This window comes from Ruegeria sp. P8 (assembly GCF_056534665.1).
Window position 1 is genome coordinate 64804 of record NZ_JBQERC010000008.1, and the last position, 17493, is coordinate 82296.

Genomic DNA, 17493 nt, shown 5'->3' on the forward strand with positions numbered 1-17493 from the left:
CGCCCATTGGACCAAAGATATCGGCTACCTGACAACAAATTCTGCGTGCAAGGCGCCCGCCGCTTTGATGGTTTTCAAAATGTCGATCATATCCTGGGGTGATACCCCCAGCGCGTTCAGACCTGCGACAACCTCGGACAGGGTCGTTGCTTCGGGGATTTCGGCAAGGCCGGTTCCTTCTTCCTCTTCGATGCCTGCAATAGTGCGCGGAACGACCACTGTTTCGCCCCTGGCAAACGGATTGGGTTGCACGGCAATCGGTGCTTCCTGAACTGTCAGGGTCAGATTACCCTGAGAGACAGCCACACGCGATATCCGAACCTCTTGTCCCATAACAATGGTGCCAGACCGCTGATCGACTACCACACGCGCCTTTGCTTCCGGCTCGACCAGAATATTCTCGATACGCCCGATGGCATGGGCCGTTGACACTGCCTGAGTTGCAGCAATGTTGAGTTCAACCGTGCCTGAATCGCGCATGATTGCCACAGCTCTGTTGAACTCGGTGTTTATGGCAAACTCAATTCGCGCGGCCGTGGTGAAATCAGGCTCTCTCAATGCCAGGCGCATTTGGGTCAGAGTTGACAAGTCGAACTCAATTTCACGCTCAACACGCGCGCCGGACGGGATCACACCCGAAGTCGGCACCCCACGCACGACCGACGCGGCCTCTCCTTCAGCGGAAACGCCACCTGCAAGGATTGTACCCTGTGCAACCGCATAGATTTGCCCGTCTGCTGCGTTCAGTGGGGTCATAACCAGCGTCCCCCCCAACAGGCTGTTTGAATCGCCTATCGCCGAAACCGTTACATCAATTTGGCCGCCGACTCTGGCAAAAGGCGGCAGACTGGCTGTCACCAGAACGGCTGCCACATTCTTGGGCCGGAAATCCTCGCCCGTTACGTTGACACCCAAACGCTCCAGGATGTTGGACATGATCTCTTCGGTGAAAGGAGAGTTGCGCAATCCGTCACCGGTTCCGTTCAAACCGACAACCAGGCCATAACCAACAAGATCATTACCTCGGACACCGTCGAAATCGACGAGGTCCTTGAGGCGGATTGCCCCCGCCCAGGCCATACCGGGGAGAAGTATCAGGAGAAGTATCAGCACCCTCATCTCAGGAAATTCACCAGCGAAAGGTTCGCATTGCGAACGGTTACCGAATAGAGACTTTCCAACTGAAACTGCACCGTTTGCAATTTCGCCGCTGTTTCATAAGGATCGACCGCGATCAGTTCGTTCCGGCTGAATTCCAGACTGGTTCGGGCCATCGAATTTCGCGTAGCGGCTTGTTCGATGCGGCCCTCGGCGCTGCCGACCTGGGCCCGCAAGTTTACTGTGGCATCCTGTGCGTTCGCCAGATCGACACCCAGCTGGGTGAACAGGGCGGTGCGCTGGTCGGAAGAAAGAGCCAACGTATTGTCGGTGGCTAATGCCGCTATTGCAACATCCCTCAGGGCCGCCTTGAATGCCGGGTCGGTTGCCGTGAGTGGCAGCGTAACGCTTTCATTTTCCGAGATCTGCATAGGAGAGAGTGTGGTGCTCGCGCCCTGATAAATCATGGCGTCAAACCCCGCAGGGCTGTTGAACCATGTGTCGGCAGCCAAGCGTATGTCGGCGACGGTCACAGCCCCCGTCAGTTGTGTCTTCAACGCAGCCAACAGCGTGTCAGTCGAGGGCAGTGGCGAGACATCCGTGGCTGTACCCGAAAACAGACTGCGCCCACCAACTCGCGTGTTGAGCGCCGATACCATCGTGTCGAGCTCATTCCTGGCATGATCTGACGCCTGCGCATGATTTACCGGCTGATTGGCCGTTCCGTAGGCCAACAGAGACGCGGTCATTTCGCCAACCGAATCTCCAAATGTCTTCAGGCTCAACTGCATGGCATCCGTGAACAGGGCCGCTTCGGCTGTGGCGATGCCAAAGGCGTCAAGCCTGGCAAGCGAACGGTCCAGATCCAGGATCTGAGAGTAATCTCCGCCAAGCCGACCAGATATATCCTGCACTTTGCCGGTGGACATCTCGTAAGAGAGAGTTTCAATCTGTGTTTTGATTTCAGTGGCGCGGGTGCGAAGGGTCATACCGCGCGCCAGATCGCCGATGGCAGTCAAGTTCATGCTCATAACCTCAGAAGCGTTTCCATAAGCTCATCGACGACCGAGATGACACGCGCGTTTGCTGCGTATGTCTGTTCGATCTGCATGAGGCGCTGTAATTCCTGATCCGTATCGACGCCTTGTTCGGCCTCAATCTGTGACATTTGTTGTTGGCTGTTGCTGGCAAAAGCCTTCCGCTGCTCCGCAGCGTGAGATTGCGCCCCGGCTTTCGACATAAGCGCCTCGGTCAACTCGGCGGCGCGCATGTTTCCAGTGCCAAACAGCCCGCCAGGTACGGCGCGCGCGTCATTCAGAATGGCACCGAAAGCACGCAGTTGCGACGCTTGCCCGGGATCGCCCGGTGTTGCGGCACCCAGCCCCGCGCGGAGCTTCCAGCTGTCGCCGCTGTTGTCGGGGTCCGCAACCGAATTCAGCGAAATGCGCGATGACAGCCCGACAAAGGTAGTCGGGTCGAACCGATTTCCGTTATCTGTGAACAGACCGGGATCTGTCGCAAGTGCTGTGGGATCCAAGCCTGGCGTTTCAAATCGTTCGAAAAGATCGCGGGCAACGGTATCAAGCTGCAACTGTGCTTCAACAGTCAATTCATCACGGACCAAAAACTGGGCTGCCAATGCGCCACCGCGGATTTGCGCAGTGTCCCCGCTGGTGCGCACCGGATTGCCGTTCATAGCCAATCCGGACAGCAGACCATTTGCGACCGTCATGTGGGGTTTCGTCTCACCGGTCGTGGAAAAGGTGAACTCGGACGCTTTGCCTTCCAGAAGTATCAACCCGCCGTCTGAATAGAGGGACACCTGATCGTTGGCACGTGGCACAACGTTGACCGGGATCAAAGTATTGACCTGATCGATCAGGACTTGCCGTTGATCCAACAAGGCCCCGATATCGCCGCCGGAATTTTGAATGGCCGGAATCTTTGCGTTCAGAACTTCGATATCTTTCAGAACCAGGTTCAGGCTTTCGATCTGAGCGCCTATCTTGCGGTCCGCGTTCGAGCGTGCCTGTCGCACGCCCTCAGAAACCGCATTCAGCTCTGCCGCAAGATCGCTCGCCGCGCGCGCCACTTGATCAAGTCTTTCGATCGAGTCGGGGAGACTGGCTGCGGTGATGAAGCTGTTTTCCAAGGCAGACATACGGCTGGCAAGGGATGGAGTGCTGTCTGCTGTTCCCAAATAGTTTTCGAACCGTGAACGGAAATCCGAAATGGTGGACTGAAAGGCAAGCTCGGCGTCTGAAGACCGTCTGTCGGCCGTCAGAACCGGATCCTGATGCCGGATTACCCCAACCGCACGCACGCCATTGCCAGATATGGGACTTGTCGCCAGTTCAAGGGACCTGCGCGCATAGCCCGGTGTCAGGGCATTCGCGATATTCCCCGACACTACAGCGGCCCCGCGACTGGCCGCTGTCAGCCCGCCCAATGCGTTATTGAGTGCCGTCGACATATTCATGAGGCCGCTCCTTTCCTTTGGTCAGTGCCTGGATCAGCGCTTCAGGTTGGTCGTTTCCTGAAGCATCTCGTCCACCGTCTGGATCACCGTGGCGCTGGATGAATAGGCGCGTTGTGTCTGGATCAGGGATGTCAGCTCGGTTGCCACATCCGTGGTGGATTCTTCGCGTGCGAAGGAAACGATATCACCGGTTGGGCCTTCGCCCGCGTTCCACAGAAAGAACGTGCCGCTTTCGCGGGATGGCGCGTAGGTTTGACTGTCCAGTGCCGTCAGGCCATTGGGGTTAGGAACATCGGCCAGCGGGATCTGGAACATTCGGCGGCTGACGCCGGTATCGTAGAATGCATAGACATAGCCACTTTCATCGACCTGAACGCCGGTCATCGTACCAACGGCAGAGCCATCCCGCGTGATTGAAACTGGCGCGAAGGTGTCGGACAGCTGAGTAATGCCATCGGAATCGCCGATCAGTCCGATATTGACCTCCATCGGGCCGCCAGCGACATTGACCATGACACTGCCGGTTACCGGATCGTAAGCGCCACCGGATACAGGAGTGACGCTGGCCAGCGTACCACCAGCCGTTCGATTATCGGTAAAGGTCAAAGTGTATTCCCCGATAATCGCGCCACCGGATGCTGAATCGCGCAGAACCATGGTCCATTCATTGCTGCTGCCAGTTGCGGGAACGGTCGGGATCAGCTGAATATCAATACTTTCGGATTTCCCAAGATTGTCGAAATACTCGACCGATAAAGGCTGTGTGTCGCCCGGCGCACTCGCATCTGTTGCCGTTGCGGGAAGGTTCATACGCAGGTTCATCTTTGTCGTTGGGGCACCGGACAACTGATTGACGCTCAACTGAATTGGTTCAAGCGCGGCGGGCGTGTCGCGTGGAACGGGCGGGATGGACCCGTCTGCCGCAGCACGCCATCCCAAAAGAACAAGGCCGGATTCGGTCACCAGATATCCTTCGTCGTTGGTCCGGAAGGAACCCGTGGTCGTCAGCAACATCTCGTTCGAATTTGCGCCGACCTGCGAGCTGGATCGTACCGGCAACATGCCGCGTCCGCGCACTGCAAGATCGGTAGAGTTGCTGGTGGTCACCAGTGATCCGCGCTGATCAATCATGCGCTGGCTGGTCGTGCGCACGCCCCCTGCCGAGTAACTGCCACCCTGGCCAGACGTGACCATCGAATGAAAGTCAGTTTCCACTCGTTTGTATCCGTAGGTCGAAGAGTTTGCGATGTTGTCGGAAATCGTTGCCAACCTGTTGGCGTTGGCCTTCAACGCCGCCACACCGGCATTCAGCGAAGAGGAAATTGTCATTGGCGCGCCCTTCTGTTGCGTCAAGCTTCGATGCAACAGGTAACGCGCTGCCCCTTAACAGCGCGCTAACAGGTAAAATGCGTTCTATCCTTTAGGGTCGCCGCAGAAATATCACTTCGATTCTGTTGTTCCGAACCGCCATCGGATTGTCGGTGAAGAGTTTTCGGTCAGCATGACCTGTGACGCGATCCATCCGGCTTGCCGCTACGCCTTTGTCCTGTAACAGCTGGCGGACTGATTGCGCCCGGGCAGTGGACAGTTCCCAGGCGGTATTGCGAACCTGCACAACAGGAGATGCGCTGACATGGCCTGTGACAGCAATCGGGTTGGTCACGAGATCCGAAGAACGCGCTATGATCAAAGCAAGCGCCCGCAAGATCCCGGTTGGTTTCCCTGAACCGGGGTCGAACAGTGGCTGGGTGTCCGTATCGAATAGCTCAACAACGAATCCTTCGTCGGTGACGCGTGTCACGATATGCCTGAGAAGCTTGTCCGACACCTCGCTTTCACCGGTTCGCCCCAAAAGCTGAGCTTCAAGCGTCGAGAAGTCTTCGGTGTCACCTTTGCCACCACCGATGGCATCCAAACCGGTTGACCCGCGTGCCTGACGGGATTCAGTTGCGTGTTTGGTGCTGGCCCCGGCACCATCCCGCAGCAATGTCTTTTCCGACAACATGCTGTCGCCGCCAAAAGCACCGTCTCCGCCGCCGGATTCGGGGCTCAGGGGGATTGTCGGGGCGAAGTAATCCGCCAACCCTTTGCGTTGCTGTTCAGTTGTCGCGTTCAGCAGCCACATCAACATGAAGAAGGCCATCATGGCCGTGACAAAGTCGGCATATGCAACTTTCCACGCACCGCCGTGGTGACCATCACCACCCGACACACGCTTCTTCTTGATGATGATTGGCGCCGCATTGGTCTGCGCACCCATCTCCACCACCTATATTATCACCCGACTTTTTGCCTAGCAGCGCAGGTCTTAAGGTGGCCTTAATACTTAAAACTGTTTGGAATTCTGCCTAGCGTGGCAAGCTGATCGATGCACGACGCAGTATCAATGACAAGCGGTTAAAGCTGTTTTCGATTCCCTCAGCTTCCGGTTTGGCAAAAAAGGCGTCCAATTCCTCGTGAACGCGAACGGCCTGATCCAGCAGCGGATCAGACCCTTCGGCGTATAGCCCGGCCTTGATCATCACTTCTGACTGCTCGTAACTGCCCACGAGTTTTCGGGTTTCTGTGATCATCTGGTTCTCGGCCTCGGATGCGGCTCCCGGCAGGCTCCGCGACACAGATCTGCTGACGTCAATGGCCGGGAAACGCCCCCGTTCGGCGATGTCGCGGCTGAGTACAATGTGCCCGTCCAAAACGCCGCGCAGAATGTCAGCGATGGGTTCATCCATGTCCGAGCCGGCCACCAAAACGCTGAATACCGCGGTAATATCCCCCTGTTCCTGCGTTCCGGGACCTGCGCGTTCGCAAAGACTGGCGATCAGGGGGGTGACAGAGGGTGGATATCCCCGCAAAGACGGGGATTCCCCCATAGAAACAGCGATTTCACGATGCGCCTCGGCGAAGCGGGTCACGGAATCAGCCAGAAAAAGAACGTTCAAACCCAGATCCCGCAGATACTCGGCTGTCGACATGGCCGACCAGGCACACCGCCTGCGCGCCAATGCCGACTGGTCAGAGGTGGCGGCCACCACGATTGTGCGTTTCATGGCTTCGGGGCCAATGGCCTGCGCGACAAATTCATTCACCTCGCGTCCGCGCTCGCCAATCAGAGCGACTACGACGACATCGGCCTGCATGGACCGGGCCAGTGTGGAAAGCAGGGTCGACTTACCGACACCCGACCCGGCAAACAACCCCACCCGCTGCCCGCGTACGACGGGCAACACAGTGTTGAGAACCGACAAGCCGGTGGCCATCCTCTGCCCCAAAGGTTTGCGTGCCACGGCTGGTGGAGGGGCCTGCATGATATCGCGCGTCTGCGATCCGCTCAGCAACGGTTTTCCATCCAAGGGTCTGCCAAAGGGGTCGATTACCCGTCCAAGCCAGTGCAATCCTGGTGCAAAATCTGGTGATGGGTCAAGGTAGACGCGATCCCCCAGGCTCACGCCGTCGGGCGCCGCATTGGGAAGCATTTTGATATGGCCAGAACCGACATGAAGCACCTCGCCCGCAAGATCGGACCCGACGCGCCGCCGCAATGTCAGCAAATCCCCGACCCGGGCATGCGTGTTCAAACCACCGATTTCGATCAGACCCTGTGCGACGCCGGTAACCAGCCCCACGTGACGGACTGCGGTCATCCTGTCGAGTTCGTGTTTCAGAAGTACCGGGTCGAGATCAGACATCGTGGAGTCTCCAACTGAGTTCTGAAAACGGTTTCTAAAGGAATCAGGGTTAAGCCTTGATTGAAATTGATCGAGGGAGAAGCCCCGATGTTCTATGACCTGAACGTCTTTAAGACAGCGTACGCAATGGCAACCCATGCCGGGCAACGGCAAGCGGTCATTGCACGCAACATGGCCAATGCGGATACGCCGGGCTATCAGCCGCGCGATATCGAGGCCTTTCAGAAAGCTTTCGAAACCACCGGGCATGACGTGACCATGGACGCCACGCGGCCGGGCCATCTGCATGGCAGTATCGGTGCGCAAAACTGGGCTGAGGTTGAAGCTGTCCCATCAGGTGATCCCAATGGCAATGGTGTGTCGCTTGAGGAAGAGATGCTTAAATCGGTCGAGGTCAAACGACAGCACGACCGAGCGCTGGCGATCTACAAATCCTCAATGGACATTCTGCGCACCAGTTTGGGTCGCGGATAAGGGGCGGCAGGTATGAGCGATTTTTCCCATTCCCTTGTTGCGTCAGCCAGTGCTTTGCGCGCGCAATCCGCGCGGTTGCGGCATGTGTCCGAAAACATCTCGAACGCGGACACGCCCGGCTATCGACGCAAAACCGTACCGTTTGAAACCGTGCAGAAAAACGGTGGGGACATGGTGCAGGCTGGCCGTGTGACGCTTGACCAGCGTTCGCTGAGCCGCATCTACGACCCCGGTCATCCGTTGGCAGATGAAAGTGGTCACTACCAGGGCTCAAACGTCGATTTGATGATTGAAATCGCGGACGCCCGGGAAGCCCAGCGCAGTTATGAGGCCAACCTAAAGATGTTTGATCAGACGCGGCAGATGTCGTCGTCGCTGATGGAATTGCTCAGAAAATAAGGACTGCCAGAATGGATATCCGATCACTCAACGCCGCGCAGAATTATGCCGGCGCACGCTCTGCCACACAGGCCGATCCCGATCATGGCGGGGCGGCACAAGGATTGAGGGCGACCTTTCAGGACTTTGCAGCCACGCTCAGACACAGCGAACAGATGTCTCAGTCTGCTATGGTCGGTCAGGCTGATCCCCATGCACTGGTTCAGGCGCTGGCCCAGACCGAACTGGCGGTAGAAACCGCAGTGATCGTCCGCAACAAAGTGGTCGAAGCCTATCAGGAAATCCTGAGAATGCCGGTCTGACCCGATGCTCAGCGAAGGGCTTTTTTATGACATCGTTCGTCAGGCGTTGTGGGTTGCGGTCATTACATCCGTCCCGATCCTTGCCGTGGCTCTGGTTTCTGGCCTGATTGTCGGTCTGTTCCAGGCGCTGACCTCGATACAAGAGATGACCCTGACCTTCGTTCCCAAATTGATCGCCATTGTCATCGTGTTCTGGATTTCGATGGGGTTCATGACTCAGACCCTTGTTACGTTTTTTACCGGAACGCTTGTTCCCTTGATTGCAGGAGGCCGCTGATGGACACGGCTTACGTCACCCTGTCCCGCCAGTCCGGGCTGATGAATGAAATGCGGCTGGTGGCGAATAACATCGCAAACGCAAACACGACCGGATATCGACAGCAGGGGCTGGTGTTTTCGGAATACGTGCGCGACATTCCGAACAATCCGTCCCTCTCCATGAGCCGGGCCGAGGCGCGCAACACATCGTTGCAACAAGGTGTGCTTACGAAAACCGGAGGGCAGTTTGATTTCGCCATCGAAGGGGACGGGTTTTTCATGGTTGAAACCCCGGATGGCAACCGGCTGACGCGTGCGGGCAGCTTCTCGCCAAATGCCGAAGGCGATCTGGTTGCGATGGATGGTGCGCGTGTTCTGGATGCCAACGGTGCCCCGGTCTTTATCCCACCCGATGCAGCTACGATTGATGTCGGCAGTGATGGGACGTTGAGTGTCAACGGCCAATTTCTGGGCCAGTTGGGCGTTTTCAATGTCGCTGATCCGCAGGAGCTGATCCGCGAAGGAAATACGCGGTTTCGTGCCAATGGTGCGATAAACCCGGTTGATGAACCCGTTGTTTTGCATCGCTTTCTCGAAGGTTCAAACGTCAATGCCATTCAGCAGGTGACCCGCTTGGTGGAAATCCAGCGCGCCTATGAGCTGGGACAAAGCTTTCTTGACAGCGAAGACGAACGCGTGCGCGGGGCGCTCAAGGCGCTGATGCGCTGAACGGTAAAAGGAGAGTTTGACATGCGAGCCCTGAAAATTGCCGCCACCGGAATGACCGCGCAACAGATGCGGGTCGAAACGATTTCGAACAACCTGGCAAACATGAACACCACCGGCTACAATGCCCGTCGGGCCGAATTTGCCGATTTGCATTATCAACAGATGGCGCGCGCCGGAACCGTAAACGCCTCGGACGGAACAGTATTGCCGACGGGTATTCAACTTGGTCTGGGTGTGCGGCCCGCAGCTGTTACCGTGCAACTGGAACAAGGTGCTTTGTCAGCCACCGGCAGTGATCTGGACGTGGCGATTGAGGGGCGCGGATATCTGGAAGTCACGCTGCCCAGCGGTCAGTCCGCGTATACGCGTGACGGCAGCCTCAAGCGGTCGGCAGAGGGTCTGATTGTAACCTCCGATGGTTATGCGGTTTCGCCGGAACTCACCGTTCCCGACGACGCACGGTCAATTTCGATCAATGCCGCGGGTGAGGTCTATGCTTATTTCGACGACTCTCCCGAGGGGCAGTTGCTGGGTGAGTTTGTCCTTGCCAGCTTTTCGAACGCCAAGGGGCTGGAAGCCATTGGCAGCAATCTGTTCAAGGAGACCGAGGCGTCGGGTGCCCCGGTGCTGGGAACTCCGGGAAGTGATGGGCTGGGCACATTGCGGCAGGGTTATCTGGAAGACAGCTCGGTCGACGCAGTGCGCGAGGTAACCGAACTTATCGAGGCGCAGCGCGGCTATGAGATGAATGCCAAAGTCATCTCGGCTGTGGATCAAATGATGAGCGCGACAACGCAGGTGCGATGATGCGAGGGATCGGCATATGTTTGGCACTACTGGCTCCAATCACAGCACAGGCTGACATTGTGGTTCCAACCCGCACGATCCGGGCCAAGGAAATCATTTCTGCAACTGACTTGAAAACAAGCCCGACGGATGTCTTAGGCGCGGTGACTGACCCTGATTTTCTGATCGGGCAAGAGGCGCGGGTGGCACTGTATCCCGGCAGGCCGGTCCGAGAAGTTGATGTAGGCCCTCCCGCCATCGTTGACCGCAACGATCTGGTCGTCCTGATATTCGACCGCCAAGCCTTGTCGATAACCGCGGAAGGCCGCGCCTTGGGGCGTGGCGCTGCTGGGGATCGCATCCGGGTCATGAACCTGTCGTCCAGAACAACTGTAACCGGCCAAATCCGCGCGGATGGCCAAGTCGAGGTTAAGTAATGACCGGACTGTCGAAAACTCTCCTTCTTATAGCTTTGTCCTTGGCCGCGTGTGGTCGTCTGGATCATCTTGGCAAGCCCCCGAGTTTTACACCAAACGAAGAATCTCCCGAGCAGGTTGCCATGCTGTGGCCGGGTCTGCCTTTGCACACGCAACCACAACGCACCGTTGACCGCTCATCTCTTTGGAGCGGAGGGCAGCAATCGTTGCTGGGCGACCAGCGGGCGATCAAGAAAGGTGACATACTAACAGTTGTCATCGAGCTGGATGAAAAAGCTGAGATATCAAACAACACCAGACGGTCCAGATCAGGCTCGGAAAACCTTGAGGTTCCTGGCCTCTTTGGTTTGCCCCAGCGCGTGCAAAAACACTTACCTGACGGGGCATCGCTGGATGAAGCCGTGTCCATCGAAGCGGATTCCACAAGTTCCGGACGGGGATCTGTGAGGCGAAACGAGAAACTAACCCTGCGTGTCGCCGCGACGGTTCTGGATGTTCTGCCGAACGGGGTTCTTTCGATTTCCGGCTCGCAGGAGTTGCGGGTCAACTTTGAGCTGCGCGAGCTTTTGGTGGCCGGGTATGTCCGCCCTCAGGATATCTCGCGACAAAACGAAGTCACCTACGACAAGATCGCCTCGGCGCGGGTGTCTTATGGTGGAAGAGGTCAGATTACAGATGTCCAGCAACCCCGATACGGCCAGCAAGTTCTTGACTCACTCTTGCCGTTCTGAGGTGCGACCGTGATTGCAAAACTGGTTCCAGTCGTTTTCCTGATTGCCGGCCTGGGTGCGGGTGTCGGTGCCGGGCTATTTCTGTCACCTTCGGGCAAGCCCGACAAAACAGCCGCCGAAAAAGAAGTGGCAAAAGAAGAGAAGGCCGGTCACGAGAAGTCTGAAAAGTCCAAGGAAAAAAAGCCGGCCTATGGGTATCTAAAGTTGACCAAACATTTTGTCGTTCCGGTGGTTGGGGATGACGAAATCGAAGCGATGGTCACTTTGTCCCTCAGCCTTGAGGCGAACACAGCAATTCAAGAAACTTTTTATTCCATTGAGCCCAAGTTGCGGGATGGCTTTCTTCAGGTTCTGTTTGATCACGCAAATACCGGGGGATTTAATGGGACGTTCACAGAATCCCGGAATCTGGATGTCTTGCGTAAGTCCTTGTTGGAAGTGGCGAAAAAAGAACTGGGCGAAGATGTTTCAAAAGTGCTGATCATGAGCGTGAACCGTCAAGATACCTGACGAAGGTCGCTTCACGGTACAGATCCGGTCAGCATTAACGGGTTTGCTTTCGGGCAACGGCCTGCCGATGGCTTTTCAGCTGCTGCTCCCGCAGGGTTGCGACGGCTTGTTTGCGGCCAAACGCAATTCTGAGCGCCTCCAGACCGGCCAGTTTCTGAGCGCGCGTTTGGGCAAGTCGCATGTTCAACGCGCGGCGCGTGGCAGATTCCCAGCTATTCCAAAGAATGTCGGCCCCGGATATCCGATATCCTTCTGTCCAACCGCTGGCTTTGCGCACCTGGTCAAGCTGATGATCCAGTTTCGCCAATTGGTTCTGAATTCTGGCCTCGGCCTCGAGGATTGGGCGGAGTGTCTGAAAATGCTTCTGGAAAGCGACGTCGGCTATTTTGTCCAGCCCGCTTAACTGAGTGTCCTTCATCGGATCTGCTCCTTTGCACGTTTCCGCATCGCTTCGGCGAACCTGATTGCAGCGGCAACGGGGCGAAAATGTTCTTCGGTGATCTCCTGCCCGATGTCGACAGTTGCGTGAAGCGCACGCGCCGTCGGAGGATCCGAGCGGATCGGAACGCCGGCCTGAGCCGCAGCGGAACGGATGGAAACGGCTACTGCATCCACACCTTTGGCGACACAAACAGGTGCGCTGCCAGTAGCCCTGGTCCACTTCAGTGCAACGGCAAAATGGGTGGGGTTTACGATAACAACATCCGCGCCCGGAACATCTGCCATCATCTGGCTGGAGGCGATCTCCTGTGCACGTTGACGGCGGTGTTGCTTTACATACGGGTCGCCTTCGGCGTCCTTAGTTTCATCCTGGATCTCTTTGCGCGACATGCGGTTCTTGCGCATGTGCTCGGCGTATTGCCACAGAAAGTCGATAACGCCGATGCCGAGTGCGATGGCAACCACAATGAACAGGAAGCGAAACAACAGGTTCATCATCAGCAGTATGGATGACTTTGCCGGGGCCGCGCTGGCAGACAGAATTTCGGCCAGATTCGACTTGATGAACAGTGCGAGGCACAGGCTGTAGATCGCCAGTTTGGTTGCACTCTTGGCGAACTCGAACAAGCCACCGCGCCCGAACTTGTTTTTGGCATTCGAAACAAGGGAAATCCGCGAAAGCTTTGGTTTCAGTTTGCTGGGGGCGAACACCAGCGTGCGTTGGGCAATCAGGTTTAGCAGAACGGCCACCGCGGGCAGGCAGAAAAGCACGGCAATGGGTGGTAACGCGCCACTCAGAATTTCGGCAACCGTCGCTGTCGCAGGTCCCATGTTCAGAAGGTTCGCGATCTGGTCGGATTGGTCGATCAGGACCATGAACAGAGTTCCCAATTGCGCGACGGCGTACTGACCTGCTGCCAACAATGCGATCAGCAGTCCGGTATATGCCGCGACTACCGACAAGTCGCTGGACTTGGGAACCTCTCCCTTTTCACGGGCTTTCTGGAGCTTTTGCGGCGTCGGCTCGTATGACTTGTCGCTGTCGTCATCGGCACCGCTCATCGCTGGCCTCCGATCGGGTTCATGAAGAAGGCAATCAGCGCGTCAGACCAAACAGAGAGGATCAATGGTGCGCCCGCAAACAGCAAAAACAGCCCAGCAAACGTTATTGCTGGCGCGCCCACGAAGGCGACCATCAATTGCGGCATGGCCCGGTTGATAACCCCAAGTGCAAGATTGTAGATCAACGAGGCGATGACGAATGGCGTTGCCAGTGAGAAGGCCAACCCAAAGCTGCGTGAGATTTGTCGCACACCCCAATGGGACAAATCTGCCGAGCTTGGCACCAACCCTATGGGGAATAGGGCATAACTCTGGATCAGGAATTGCGCGGCCCGTACGTGCAAGCCCATGATGACGGCAAGCGTCAACCCCGCGATCGTTAGCAGATATCCCATCGCCGGAACAGGATCAGCGGCCGCCGCGCCAAGCAATTGTGACAATGACGTGGATTGTGCGGCAATGGATCCGGCTGTTTGCAGCGCCAAAACAAACAGCCGCAGCCCTGTTCCAAGCGCCAGTCCAATCAGGATTTCTGTCCCAACCAACCGCCCCAGCGTCCACAGGCTGGGAGACAGGTCCAGAGGTTGGGTTGCCGGAAAAATGATCAGGGTAAAGGCGACGGAAATCCCCAGTTTCATCCGTGTTGGAATGCTGCGTTCACCGAATGCGGGCAGCAGTGAAACCAGAGCAGAGACGCGCAGAAACACCGCAACGGCCGGCCAGAGCGGTTCGGCCAGCTGCGTCAACAATTCTGGCGGCAACGCGATCACGCGGGAACAGTTCCTACCAGCGCGGGTTTGGCTTCCAATCCGATTTCCTCAAAGGACAGAACCGGGTTTGAAACGCCGCGCGCATACATAATCGTACGCAACAATCGGCGTCGCCGGGACGAGGTCACGACCGCAGGAAACAGACCGTTATCCGCAGATCTGGCGATGCTGCTGACCATGCCATCGGCCAGCTTGTTAAAAAGGTTAGGCGGTAGCGCGACATCCAACCCGGCACTGGGCGCGTCGACCTGGTAGGTGGTGAACGTTTCCTCCCATTCGGGGGCCAGTTGGATTAGCGGAATCGAGCCATCCTCACGCTTCATGTCTGCGACCAGTTGAAAGCCGAGACGCTGGCGAACCAATTCGCAGATGCCTTCAGGTTGGGTGGTTGTCAGCCGCGCTTCGGCCACGCTTTCGAGGATCAGAACCATGTTCCGGATCGAAACCCGTTCCTCAAGAAGCAGTCGCAGAACGGCGTGCAATGTGTCGATTGGCACTTTGTCGGGGATCAATTCATCCAGCAATTTGCGGTTTGCTGCAGCCCGAACTGGGTCGCTCAGACGGGTCATTTCGGTCAGCAGGCGGCGCAGGGATTTCAAGGTCAGCAGGCGTGAGAAGTTCTGTTTGATGATCTCAAGCAGGTGCGTGGCCAGAATCTCAGGCGGTGAGACTATGGTGGCCCCGTTCAACGTTGCGTCCTCCTGATGTTTGGGCAGGATCCAGCGGGCAGGCGCGCCGTAAACCGGCTCGGTCACGTCATTGCCTTCGGGCAACAGATCGAACCCGTCCTGAACCAGAGCCAGAACCAGATCGGGGTTCAGAACACCGCGCGCCTGTTCGACCCCCTGAACCTTGATCACATAGGTTCCGGTTGGCAGGTCGGCTCGATCAGTCAAACGAATTTCGGGCAGGATCAAACCAAAGGTGGACGCCACGTAGGTGCGCATATTGGCGATGCGGGCATCCAATCCGGTTCCGGGATTCAAAACCAAGCTTACCAGATCGGGTGCGAATTCAAGGTGCACGTCATCCAGATCCAGAATATCTCCAATAGCCTGCGAGACCGGCACCTCGGTTTCGGTCGCCTGCGACTGCAATGACGGGTCCGTTTTTTTCTGCTTTTTCCGAATTGTGTAGGCCGCGTATCCAAGCACAGCTGCACCGAGGATGAACGGCAGGAAAGGCAGGCCGGGCACCAGCGCAAACAGGACCATCAGAACCGCCACGGTAGACAGCGCAGCCGGATGCCGCCCGAGTTGCGAGAAAATGGCATTGTCGGTGGCACCCTGTGTTCCGCCGCGCGCCAGCAGCAATGCAGAGGCAATTGAGATGATAACGGCGGGGATCTGCGAGACCAGACCATCACCGACCGTCAGGATTGCATATGTCTCGAACGCCGAAGCCACCGGCATTCCGTGCACGATCACCCCCATGACCAAACCCATAACAAGGTTCAGAAGAGTGATCAGAAGACCGGCAACGGCATCGCCTTTTACAAATTTCGACGCACCGTCGAGCGAGCCGAAAAACGTTGTTTCCTGCTGTTCGCGTTCCCGCCGTTCCTTGGCTTGCTGATGGTCGATGGCCCCGGCTGACATGTCGCTGTCGATGGCAAGCTGCTTGCCCGGCATCCCGTCCAAGGCAAAGCGCGCGCCGACCTCGGCCATACGGGCGGCCCCTTTGGTGATGACCATGAAGTTCACGATCAGAAGCACGCCAAAAACCACAAGGCCCAGAAAGATGCTGCCGCCCATGACGAAATTGGCGAACCCTTCAATTACGTCACCCGCTGCGTTGGGTCCGGTATGCCCTTGACCGATGATCAGTTTGGTCGAAGAGACGTTCAGCGACAGGCGCAGCATCAGCGATGCCAGCAGGATCGTTGGGAAGGACGAGAAATCCAGTGGACGTTCGATGAATAGCGTCAGAGTGAAAATCAGGATGGCCAGCGCGAAAGAGGCGGCTAGCCCAACGTCCAGCACCCCGGCGGGCATGGGCAGGATCATCATGACGATGACGGTCATCAGCGCCAGCGCCAGCAGGACAGTGGGTGAAAACAGGGACCGGATGTCAAACTGGGGCACGCAGGTTTCCTAGTTGAAAGGGATGAAGGCAGTAACTGTGCCGTTGGTCGGCACCAGAGAGCCCAGGGCAGTGGTGGCGGGTGTGGCCACTAGCATCGGAATCAAGGGCGCTCCGGCTCTTGTGAACGGATTGCGTGACATACCAGAAAACCCCTGTGAGGGCGGGTTATCCAACTGGGCCATCACTGTCTGGAACCGACCACGATAAGCCTCGGCCAGAGCATTCGTGCGGGAATGATACGCCCCGGCCGCAGCAGGCCACGAACCAAGCTCGAAATAAAGGTCTTTCAGGAAGCGGGCGGCGTAGGTTGCGTTCGCATCCGGATCGAACATCGCATCGATCGAGCGGAAGGCCTTGCCATGCCAGCGATAATTGACCTGGAAACACCCGACGTCAAAGCTGCGAGAGCCCGCTTTGAAAATTTTGAAAACATAGGCCTTGGCCTCGGCCTCGGACTTGAACCAATACCCGTGACCTTCGGCATTTATCGCCCAAGGCCAGGGCTGCAACTGCCCGTCTATCTGTCGACCGGTTTCGACGCGGGTTATGGCGCGCAGCACGTCCAGTGGAACATCTTCGGACAGTGCCGCACGGCGCGCGGCCTGATCACAAAGCCCGCCTGTTTGTGCTGCGTGCATGGCGGAACCCGCCTGCGCCAACAGCACATGCAGTATCATGAAAGCAATCGGTATTCTGTGAATTGGCATTCTGCCGGTCCGGGATTCTGGTGTTCCCGGCCAAGCTAGACACCGATCGGTTTACAGAGGGTTATCGCAGCCTCAGTTTCGGTCGATCCTGCGCCCGAAAACAACGCTTGTATTGGTGCGCAGGACGCCGGGGATCTTCGCCAGATCGTCCACCAGAATGTCCAGATCCTCCAGCCTCGGGGCATCTGCGGTCAGCATCAGATCGAATTCGCCATTGATCGACAGACACAGTTTGACCTCGGGATAGGCCTCGAGCCGTTTAAGGATCCGGTTGGTTTCCTTCTGCTGCACTTCCAGCATGACGATGACCTGCACTTTGGGCGTGTCTTCTGTGGACCCAAGGCGCACGGTGTATCCCGTGATTACGCCGCGATGTTCCAGACGACTGATCCGTTCATGCACGGTCGTGCGGGCCACACCCAGCGATGCCGCGATCTGCGTGGTCGAGGCACGTGCATTGGCTTGCAGGGCGGCGATGATGCGGCGGTCAAGCTGGTCCATTGGGGCTCCGGTTTGCGTCAAGTCCGGGTTTAGATCAG

General features: G+C 57.2%; 21 protein-coding genes. 9 read left to right on the forward strand and 12 right to left on the reverse strand.

All coding sequences use genetic code 11. The features are described from left to right. Nucleotides 1-24 precede the first annotated feature (24 nt). The 6 genes from ACR0BZ_RS11560 to ACR0BZ_RS11585 form a co-directional block, all read right to left on the reverse strand. A complete protein-coding gene (locus ACR0BZ_RS11560; RefSeq protein WP_480507170.1) occupies nt 25-1119 on the reverse strand; it encodes a flagellar basal body P-ring protein FlgI in 1095 nt (364 codons plus the stop codon). Continuing rightward, nucleotides 1116-2123, reverse strand: coding sequence for a flagellin (locus ACR0BZ_RS11565; RefSeq protein ID WP_480920254.1), 1008 nt, complete (start codon nt 2121-2123; stop codon nt 1116-1118). The genes ACR0BZ_RS11560 and ACR0BZ_RS11565 overlap by 4 nt, the downstream gene beginning before the upstream one ends. Before the next feature lie 2 nt (nt 2124-2125). Next, nucleotides 2126-3577, reverse strand: a complete 1452-nt coding sequence (gene flgK, locus ACR0BZ_RS11570; RefSeq protein WP_480920255.1) for a flagellar hook-associated protein FlgK — start codon at nt 3575-3577, stop codon at nt 2126-2128. Nucleotides 3578-3610: 33 nt separating this feature from the next. Beyond that, the gene (locus tag ACR0BZ_RS11575) at nt 3611-4906 is read right to left on the reverse strand and encodes a flagellar hook protein FlgE (RefSeq protein WP_480920256.1); all 1296 of its coding nucleotides are present in this window, start codon (nt 4904-4906) and stop codon (nt 3611-3613) included. Between the two features lie 91 nt (nt 4907-4997). After that, nucleotides 4998-5837 carry a flagellar motor protein MotB gene (locus ACR0BZ_RS11580; protein ID WP_480483908.1) on the reverse strand — a complete coding sequence of 280 codons (840 nt, stop codon included), beginning with the start codon at nt 5835-5837 and terminating at the stop codon, nt 4998-5000. 88 nt (nt 5838-5925) lie between these two features. Beyond that, nucleotides 5926-7263, reverse strand: coding sequence for a FliI/YscN family ATPase (locus ACR0BZ_RS11585; RefSeq protein WP_480488147.1), 1338 nt, complete (start codon nt 7261-7263; stop codon nt 5926-5928). An 87-nt stretch (nt 7264-7350) separates the two neighbouring features. Here ACR0BZ_RS11585 and ACR0BZ_RS11590 point away from each other — a divergent pair, with 87 nt between their 5' ends. Genes ACR0BZ_RS11590 through ACR0BZ_RS11630 form a run of 9 tightly spaced genes read left to right on the forward strand, consistent with a single transcriptional unit; the run spans nt 7351 to nt 11889 of the window. Further along, on the forward strand, nt 7351-7737 hold the full coding sequence (locus ACR0BZ_RS11590) for a FlgB family protein (RefSeq protein ID WP_480488145.1): 387 nt from the start codon (nt 7351-7353) through the stop codon (nt 7735-7737). A gap of 12 nt (nt 7738-7749) precedes the next feature. Further along, nucleotides 7750-8136 (forward strand): flagellar basal body rod protein FlgC, encoded by a 387-nt coding sequence (gene flgC / locus ACR0BZ_RS11595; RefSeq protein WP_480483911.1) that lies wholly within the window; start codon nt 7750-7752, stop codon nt 8134-8136. Between the two features lie 11 nt (nt 8137-8147). Then, nucleotides 8148-8438 carry a flagellar hook-basal body complex protein FliE gene (fliE, locus tag ACR0BZ_RS11600; protein WP_480483912.1) on the forward strand — a complete coding sequence of 97 codons (291 nt, stop codon included), beginning with the start codon at nt 8148-8150 and terminating at the stop codon, nt 8436-8438. 4 nt (nt 8439-8442) lie between these two features. Further along, nucleotides 8443-8715 carry a flagellar biosynthetic protein FliQ gene (locus ACR0BZ_RS11605; RefSeq protein ID WP_480488141.1) on the forward strand — a complete coding sequence of 91 codons (273 nt, stop codon included), beginning with the start codon at nt 8443-8445 and terminating at the stop codon, nt 8713-8715. Next, nucleotides 8715-9425, forward strand: a complete 711-nt coding sequence (locus ACR0BZ_RS11610) for a flagellar hook-basal body complex protein (protein WP_480773977.1) — start codon at nt 8715-8717, stop codon at nt 9423-9425. The genes ACR0BZ_RS11605 and ACR0BZ_RS11610 overlap by 1 nt, the downstream gene beginning before the upstream one ends. 21 nt (nt 9426-9446) lie before the next feature. Continuing rightward, entirely contained in the window at nt 9447-10232 is a 786-nt protein-coding gene (gene flgG / locus ACR0BZ_RS11615; RefSeq protein ID WP_480483915.1) for a flagellar basal-body rod protein FlgG, read from the forward strand. Beyond that, nucleotides 10232-10648, forward strand: coding sequence for a flagellar basal body P-ring formation chaperone FlgA (gene flgA, locus ACR0BZ_RS11620; protein WP_480483964.1), 417 nt, complete (start codon nt 10232-10234; stop codon nt 10646-10648). The genes flgG and flgA overlap by 1 nt, the downstream gene beginning before the upstream one ends. After that, nucleotides 10648-11379, forward strand: a complete 732-nt coding sequence (gene flgH, locus ACR0BZ_RS11625) for a flagellar basal body L-ring protein FlgH (RefSeq protein ID WP_480483916.1) — start codon at nt 10648-10650, stop codon at nt 11377-11379. The genes flgA and flgH overlap by 1 nt, the downstream gene beginning before the upstream one ends. Nucleotides 11380-11388: 9 nt before the next feature. After that, the gene (locus tag ACR0BZ_RS11630) at nt 11389-11889 is read left to right on the forward strand and encodes a flagellar basal body-associated protein FliL (protein ID WP_480920257.1); all 501 of its coding nucleotides are present in this window, start codon (nt 11389-11391) and stop codon (nt 11887-11889) included. A gap of 34 nt (nt 11890-11923) precedes the next feature. On the opposite strand, the gene ACR0BZ_RS11635 is transcribed toward ACR0BZ_RS11630, so the two are convergent. The 6 genes from ACR0BZ_RS11635 to ACR0BZ_RS11660 form a co-directional block, all read right to left on the reverse strand. After that, nucleotides 11924-12307, reverse strand: coding sequence for a hypothetical protein (locus ACR0BZ_RS11635; protein WP_480920258.1), 384 nt, complete (start codon nt 12305-12307; stop codon nt 11924-11926). Then, entirely contained in the window at nt 12304-13392 is a 1089-nt protein-coding gene (locus ACR0BZ_RS11640; protein WP_480920259.1) for an EscU/YscU/HrcU family type III secretion system export apparatus switch protein, read from the reverse strand. Before ACR0BZ_RS11640 ends, ACR0BZ_RS11635 begins: the two co-directional genes overlap by 4 nt. Continuing rightward, a complete protein-coding gene (locus ACR0BZ_RS11645; RefSeq protein WP_480920260.1) occupies nt 13389-14162 on the reverse strand; it encodes a flagellar biosynthetic protein FliR in 774 nt (257 codons plus the stop codon). The genes ACR0BZ_RS11640 and ACR0BZ_RS11645 overlap by 4 nt, the downstream gene beginning before the upstream one ends. Continuing rightward, nucleotides 14159-16186: a flagellar biosynthesis protein FlhA gene (gene flhA, locus ACR0BZ_RS11650; RefSeq protein WP_480920290.1), complete on the reverse strand. Its 2028-nt coding sequence runs from the start codon at nt 16184-16186 to the stop codon at nt 14159-14161. The genes ACR0BZ_RS11645 and flhA overlap by 4 nt, the downstream gene beginning before the upstream one ends. Before the next feature lie 69 nt (nt 16187-16255). Then, nucleotides 16256-16924 carry a transglycosylase SLT domain-containing protein gene (locus tag ACR0BZ_RS11655; RefSeq protein ID WP_480920261.1) on the reverse strand — a complete coding sequence of 223 codons (669 nt, stop codon included), beginning with the start codon at nt 16922-16924 and terminating at the stop codon, nt 16256-16258. A gap of 102 nt (nt 16925-17026) precedes the next feature. Continuing rightward, entirely contained in the window at nt 17027-17455 is a 429-nt protein-coding gene (locus tag ACR0BZ_RS11660; RefSeq protein ID WP_480474766.1) for an Lrp/AsnC family transcriptional regulator, read from the reverse strand. Between the last annotated feature and the right edge of the window lie 38 nt (nt 17456-17493).